Consider the following 7,374-nt stretch of genomic DNA (forward strand, 5'->3'; position numbering starts at 1 on the left):
TATCAATACTTTTTAAACTCGTACCTTGAATTTTATTAATAGAAACCACGTAGCTTCGATGAATACGGATAAATTTGCCGCTAGGCAACGACTCTAGAAATGCACTCAAGGTAGTTAAAGTTAGATAGTTTTTATTTGAAGTAACAACTTTCGTATAATCGCCAAAAGCCTCTAAATAAATAATCTCATTTACATTTAGTTTAACCGTAGCATACCCCTCCTTAAAGATAACATTTTCATTTTCGAATAAAATATCATATAACTCCGCCTTCTCTTTAAGGATAACAAAATCAGTTAAGCGCTTCATACATACATCAAATCGATCGCTTTCTACAGGCTTTAAAATGAAATCAAAAACCTTGAGCAAAAAACCTTCTAATGCATACTCAGGGTGAGCCGAAATAATAACATTAATGGTACTGGTATTGTTAATGGTTCTGATAAATTCGAGTCCATTAATATCAGGCATATCTATATCCACAAACAGAATATCTGGATGGTGCGCATTGAAAAAACTCAATGCTTCAATACAGTTGTCAAAACTTCCAACTAATTTTAAATCTGAACACCTATCTATTTCATTTTCAACAGACTTCCTATCTAAGTCAGAATCATCGACAACAATACAAGATAACGGGACTCTCATACGATTAGCGGATTAGATGTATAAACATAGCAAAAAAATTACAGTCTGCACATCAAAAAAAACTTTGAATAAAATTACCCACAATATTAAATTTTGCTAATATTTTCAGTGATTGAATGGTGTAAAATGAATGATGGACCTCAGCGTCTCGCCAAAGAAAAAATTAATTACCTCTTGTTGATCACTTTACAACAAAATTATCAATTCGTTTTCCATAGGCGCTTTATATCACTTCAACTAAGCCGTACATTTGTAAAAAAGAAACAATGAACGATATTACAGATTACCCTGTGTTGGCATATGTTGTTAAGCTCATCAAAAACACCATTACCGACATTAAAACAGAATATATTGCCCCAGCTAGCGTAGAACTTAAGGACGGCAATGACACGATATACCTTCAACAGCGAATGGATGAAAACGGTAATCCTTCAACAATTTTCATTAACGATCCTAAAGATATCATCTTCAGTGAAGACTTGCTTCCCTCTTTGAAGAACCTACAGGAAGGAGCTGAAGGAAAAACAGCACAAGAGCTGTTGAATGCCAGGGTGATCATCAACGAATTGGATGTAGAAACACACCTGATCTTCCATGCAGTAAAGGATCATTTTGACGAAATCAGCAACAGCTATGAATTTTCTAAGGCAATTGAAAAACAGGCAGACAAAATAAAAAGCAAATTTAAGTTCGGGAGTCATGCCTTTGAACTTACTGTGACCAATCATGCACAGCTGATCTCCGTTACAGCAGATTTCCCTCCTTCATTTGACGAGTCTATCAAAAAAACCATCGAAAATGACGCAGCTAAGGTTCAACTGGCCGTCCAAAAAATATTTAGATAAAGTAACGATAGCAGCATATTAAAGATTGATAGCAGGAAGGATGAGGTTGTATCATAAATATAGATTTGTCATCCTGAAGGATAATTTATTTTATGAAAATTAATATTAATGACATAAGGGGTTTTTATCCTATTTTAAGCTGCGAGGAATCGTCATTGCGAGAAGGCTTTTTCAGCCGACGAAGCAATCTTACAACGATCGCTACCAGCGTGCGCATTAAGATTGCTTCGTACCTCGCAATGACGAGCTTTCCATGGAAGTCTGTCATTGATAGCTTGTCGAAGGACTTGTTTAAATACCCATTAAGGTGTTTCGACAAGCTCAACATGACAGCATCTGAGATGGAGTTGCCTTTATGATACAATCTCATTTCTCTCCAAATAATACTGTTTTATTTTACGTTCTTCTTCTCTGCCGGCTATTTAACAGTTATCTTCAGTTTCTGGGAAATATTATTGGATGAATTTCCAAGCTGCAGGATAAAGTCTCCAGGTTCAACGTTCCAATCCTTTTTACTTTCATCATAGAAGGCAAGATCTGACACTTTTACATCCATTTCAACAACTTTCGTTTCCCCTGGCTGCAGGAACACTTTTTCAAAGGCTTTCAGCTCTTTTACCGGGCGAGGTACGCTGCAAACAGGATCGTTCATATACAACTGAGCAACCTCAGCCCCATAGCGTGCTCCTGTGTTCTTAATAGTAAACCTGACCTTGATGATATCGTTTTTACTATAAACCGATTTATCTGCAGAAAGAGTGCCTAAATTAAAGCTGGTGTAAGAAAGGCCGTATCCGAAGGCGTATTGAGGCACTATTTTTTTTGTATCAAACCAACGGTAGCCGACCAAAATATCTTCCTTGTAATATTGGTTAATACTATCTCCAGGATAGGAAATTTTACCGTAAAAATGTGCACCGTTATCTTCCAGCTTTTTTGGAAAAGAGAATGGCAGCTTACCAGAAGGGTTTACCTCCCCCGAAATAACATCAGCCAATGCAGATCCAGCCTCTGAACCAAGATACCATCCCTGAATAATGGCTGGCACCTTATCTACCCAAGGCATCGATACTGCATTACCACTAAGCAGTACCACAGCCATGTTTTTATTTACTTTCAATAAAGCATCAATCAGTTTATCCTGGCCGAAAGGAAGACTTAACGATTTACGGTCACCACCTTCACAATCCTGAAAGTGGTTTTTATTCAGTCCTCCGATAAAGAATACAATGTCGGCATGTTTAGCAACTTCGATTGCCGCATCCATCAAAGAATCAGCATTTAGCTTGGATGGTTCTTCACGTCCGTACATTGATGGCCCCGAAGCATATCCAAGACTGTATGTTATATGGTCTTTCCCATATTTAGCAATCAACCCATCCAATGGCGATTTTTCATAAGCCACCTTCAGTGATGATGATCCACCGCCGATTACCAGACTGCGATCGGCATTTTCACCTATAACAGCAATCTTTTTGAATTTACCGTTTGTAACAGGAAAAAACTGTTTATCATTCTTTAAAAGCACAATGCCTTCCTGAGCTATTTTACGGGCTGCTTCACTGTGTTCGGGAGAAACGAAACGGCCAAAGGGCCTGTTGGCGCTCATGGTGGTACGGAAAATCAAACGTAATATCCGGCGGGCTTTATCATTAAGCAAAGCGATATCATATTTCCCCTCTTTTATGCCTTTAAGGAACGGATTGGCCAGATAGTAATCCGAGTAAGGAAACTTTCCCTTAGTTGTTAAACCATCGGTGTAGGTACCCATTTCGAGATCCAGCCCGTTGTTAACCGCCTGATCGGTGCTATGAACACCTCCCCAGTCGCTAATCACCACACCATCAAATYTCCAGTCTTTTTTTAAGATTTTATTCAAAAGCAGATCATTGTGGCAGCAATGCTCGCCTCTAAACTGATTGTAAGAACCCATAATAGACCAGGCTTTCCCTTCTTGCACTGCGGCCTTAAAAGCAGGTAAATAAATTTCATATAATGCACGGTCGCTCAGATCAACATTGATATGCCCGCGCCATTCTTCCTGGTTATTCAGTGCAAAATGTTTTACACATGCTGCTACGCCAATGGATTGAACACCCTGTATATAAGGCACCACCATACGTGAACTGAGATAAGGATCTTCACCCAGATATTCAAAATTACGCCCGTTTAATGGTGTACGGTAAATGTTTACCCCAGGGCCTAACAAAACGGTTTTATTGCGGTAACGCGCCTCTTCTCCTATTGACTTGCCATAAAGCAGCGATAATTTAGGATTAAAGGAAGCCGACAGACAGGTAAGCGCAGGAAAGGCCGTACAAGAATCATTTGTCCAGTTGGCCCCGCCCCATTCATCCCATAAAACTTCCTCACGGATACCGTGGGGGCCATCATCCGTCCAAACTTCAGGAATTCCTAAGCGGGGTACGCCTTTTGAACTAAACTTAGACTGGGCATAACAAAGCGACACTTTTTCTTCGGTGGTCATTGCTGAAAGTGCATTTTCAACCCGCTCTTCTATGGGTTTATTTATATCAAGGTAAACTGGCAGCTTTTGTTGCGCGTTAACCATTAACCAGGCTCCTGTTGCTACTATAGTTAAAAATATCGATTTCATTAAATTATATTCTTTTGTGTTTAGTTTTTATCGTTTTTGCCTGAAAGATTTACTGGTTGCCTACCTGGAAAGCCAGCAAAAGGGCTGTTTTTGATTACCCCTGCTTTACCTGTTCTTTACCCTTTGTTGCTACCAGGTTAACCCCAAGCTTACCCCGGGGTTACCTTTTCTTTACCTAAAAGGTAAAGCCAGAGCTTGTATTCGCAGAATAGCGCCACCGCTTACGGTTATGCTGCCCTTAAGCAGTGCGCCACAAGCGGCCAAGCACTTGCACTGCCTGCCACGATTATGACGGCCCATTTTAGCTCAATTTAGCTCAAAATGAGGTGCCAATGCTGCTAATCTGCTAGGTTTGAACATGGATTTAAACAAAAAAACAAAATTATGGCAACGCATTTGCTTATTAATCAAGTCTTCAGAGTTTCACCACTGTTTTAGCACCATTGTATTGAACAACTTTAGCCTCTTCAGCTGTATTACCAATGGCAATCACTCTAAAAATTCTTTTGGTTAACATCCCTTCGTAAGTACCCTCACGATTGCCGATTGTTAGCGTACCATCGGCATGGTTGTACTCAAAATTGATCGTTGAAAATGCACCCTTTTCGTAATTATAGTTGTTTCCTTCGTCTTCGTATAAACTGAACTTTCCATCTTTACCTTTGTAAACCCTGATCTCTATATCATCAGCTTTCTTTTCTGAAGTATATTGCATCACATCACCAACAGGCAAAATAGTACCTGCAGGAACAAAAAGAGGAATACGCTCAAGTGGTGCTTCTATATTCAACTTTTGGCCGCCTTCAATCTGCTTTCCTGTATAGAAATCATACCATTTGTTTCCTGCCGGAAAATAAACTTCGCGGCTACGTGCTTTGTAACTATAAACAGGACAAACCATCAAGCCTGAACCCAAAAGGAACTGATCACTCACGCCATAAGTTTGTTTATCGGCAGTATAATCCATTGCGAGCGATCTCATCAGGGTATAATCCTTATGATACGCCATTCCTGCCAACGAATAGATGTAAGGCATTAAGCGGTAGCGTAATTCATCGTAATAAACCAGACTTTTGTAAACCGGATGGCCTTCTGGAGCAAGGTTATAGATTTCGCGGTAAGGAAACTGGCCATGACTGCGGAACAGTGGGCAAAATGCCCCAAACTGGAACCAACGCAAATTTAACTCACGCCATTCTTTCAGGTCAGCATTCTCATTGCCAGTCTCGTCAAAAATAAGCTGGCCATCTCCATAACGTTTCTCCACACAGAAGCCGCCAATATCCATTGTCCAGAACGGAATACCCGACATTGCAAAATTAAGCCCGGCAGGAATCTGTGCTTTTAGGTCTTCCCATCTTGAGGCGATATCGCCACTCCAGGTAGCGGTAGAATACCTTTGTAAACCCGCAAAACCAGATCGCGTTAACAGAAATACCCGTTTGTTATTATCCGCTTCACGCTGCCCGTTATAAATAGCGTTGGCGTTCATCAGTGCATATGCATTAAAGTATTTTGTAGAAGAACCCAGCGCGGTAGGCCCGCACAGTTTCTTGCGGTAGTCCATGTCGGTACAATCACGAATGTTGGGCTCAGAAGCATCCATCCACCAGGCATCGAATCCCTTTACGTAAAGGTTTTCTTTCATCTGTTTCCAAAAAAGTTTTTGCGCATCGGGGCTGTAGGCATCGTAGAAAGATCCTACATAACCCGGGCCTATCCAATCGCGTACACTATCCTGCACTGCCTGCATATACATCCATCCTTTTTGCTTAAATTGTTTAAAATGATCTGTTGTAGCATAGAATTTTGGCCATACCGATATCATGATATTTGCATTTTCTTTATGCACGGAGTCTACCATTCCTTTGGCATCAGGAAACCGTTTCAGGTCAAACTGATGGCTTCCCCAGGCATTTTCGGGCCAATAATTCCAATCAAGCACAATATTATCAAGCGGAATCTTACGCTTCCGGTATTCACTTACAACGTTTAATAGTTCATCCTGGGTTTTGTAACGCTCACGGCTCTGCCAAAAACCCATTGCCCATTTGGGCATAATACTCGCCTTGCCAGTCAGGGTGCGGTAACCACTGATTACATCGTCCATGTTTTTGCCGGCCACGAAATAATAATCCATCTTATCGCCCATTTCTGACCAAAAGGATATATTACCGTTTTTTTCTATCGGAGATGAAGAAAGTGCTTTAAGGCCAACATAGGAAACACCTCCATCGGGTTTCCATTCTAGTCTTATTTTGGTGCGTTTTCCCTTTGTTAGCGAGAAAGGAAACCGATAAGTATTCGGATTCCATGAAGTTCTCCAACGCTCCGGTACTACCAATTTTCCATCAAGCCATACTTTGGTATAACCTGCATAATAAAGACTAAACTTGTAAATATCAGTTTGGTTGGCAAGAATTTCTCCTTCCCACACTACAGAACCATTGTTAAAATTAAAATCTGCAGGAAATTTCTTCACAGTTGTGAGGTTTTCATAGTCGATTGCCGACTCCTGACGGATAATAGGCGCGTTATTTTTTTGATTATACGTAGCGGTAAGGAAACCTTTTTTGCCTTGTTTATTAAAGAGGGTAAACTGGTTCAGGTCTTTATAATCTCGGGGATCGCCGTATTTACTCTGCGAATAATTATCCCACAATACCCCATAGTTATTTGTAGACATGATGAATGGCACCGCCACTTTCGTATTGTACTGGAAGAGGTCTTCGCTTTTATGTTTATAGTTAAAATCGTCAGACTGATGCTGTCCGAGCCCATAAATGGCCTCGCCTGGAGTACCCGAGAAGACCTGTTGCATGGTATATCCTTTATCGTTTTCAACATTAATAGGACTAAAACTTCTTTTTGCCTCCTGTAGTACTACTTTTCCAAATTTATCAGTAAATGAAACCTTACCTGTAACAAGGGAAACCTTAACGGTAAGTTCCTGGGTAGAGAGTTGGGCAAATTCTGCATTTCCTGTTACTTTGAAAGGTACTGTCGGAGTCAGCCCAGCTACTACGCAAAGGCTTGTAACCTGGGGAATAGTGCTTTCGGGTGAAGCCTGTACCCTAACAATACGGCTGTTGATCACATTTATTTCAATAGTTTTGGCAGCTCCTCCCTTGGGGTGTACCTTCATTCCATTCTCCAGCGTCTCAACAGCTTCAGCAGCAAGCAGTCTCCCAGCAACAAATAAAAATATAATAAAGAAAGAGAATCGTTTCATAACGGAACAAAGAATTAATTGGTTAGAATATGGT

4 protein-coding genes are annotated in these 7,374 nt (G+C 40.6%); 1 reads left to right on the forward strand and 3 read right to left on the reverse strand.

What is annotated here, in order from left to right; genetic code table 11:
• Positions 1 to 646: LytR/AlgR family response regulator transcription factor (locus AC1DND_RS14385; protein ID WP_477582561.1), on the reverse strand; the 646-nt coding region annotated here is incomplete at its 3' end.
• Between the two features lie 266 nt (positions 647 to 912).
• Here AC1DND_RS14385 and AC1DND_RS14390 point away from each other — a divergent pair.
• Positions 913 to 1,491, forward strand: coding sequence for a hypothetical protein (locus tag AC1DND_RS14390; RefSeq protein ID WP_477582562.1), 579 nt, complete (start codon positions 913 to 915; stop codon positions 1,489 to 1,491).
• Positions 1,492 to 1,909: 418 nt separating this feature from the next.
• On the opposite strand, the gene AC1DND_RS14395 is transcribed toward AC1DND_RS14390, so the two are convergent.
• Positions 1,910 to 4,108 carry a beta-glucosidase gene (locus AC1DND_RS14395; protein ID WP_477582564.1) on the reverse strand — a complete coding sequence of 733 codons (2,199 nt, stop codon included), beginning with the start codon at positions 4,106 to 4,108 and terminating at the stop codon, positions 1,910 to 1,912.
• Positions 4,109 to 4,523: 415 nt separating this feature from the next.
• Positions 4,524 to 7,340, reverse strand: a complete 2,817-nt coding sequence (locus AC1DND_RS14400; protein ID WP_477582565.1) for a TIM-barrel domain-containing protein — start codon at positions 7,338 to 7,340, stop codon at positions 4,524 to 4,526.
• Between the last annotated feature and the right edge of the window lie 34 nt (positions 7,341 to 7,374).

It is taken from the genome of Pedobacter sp. 01N416 (assembly GCF_056399685.1).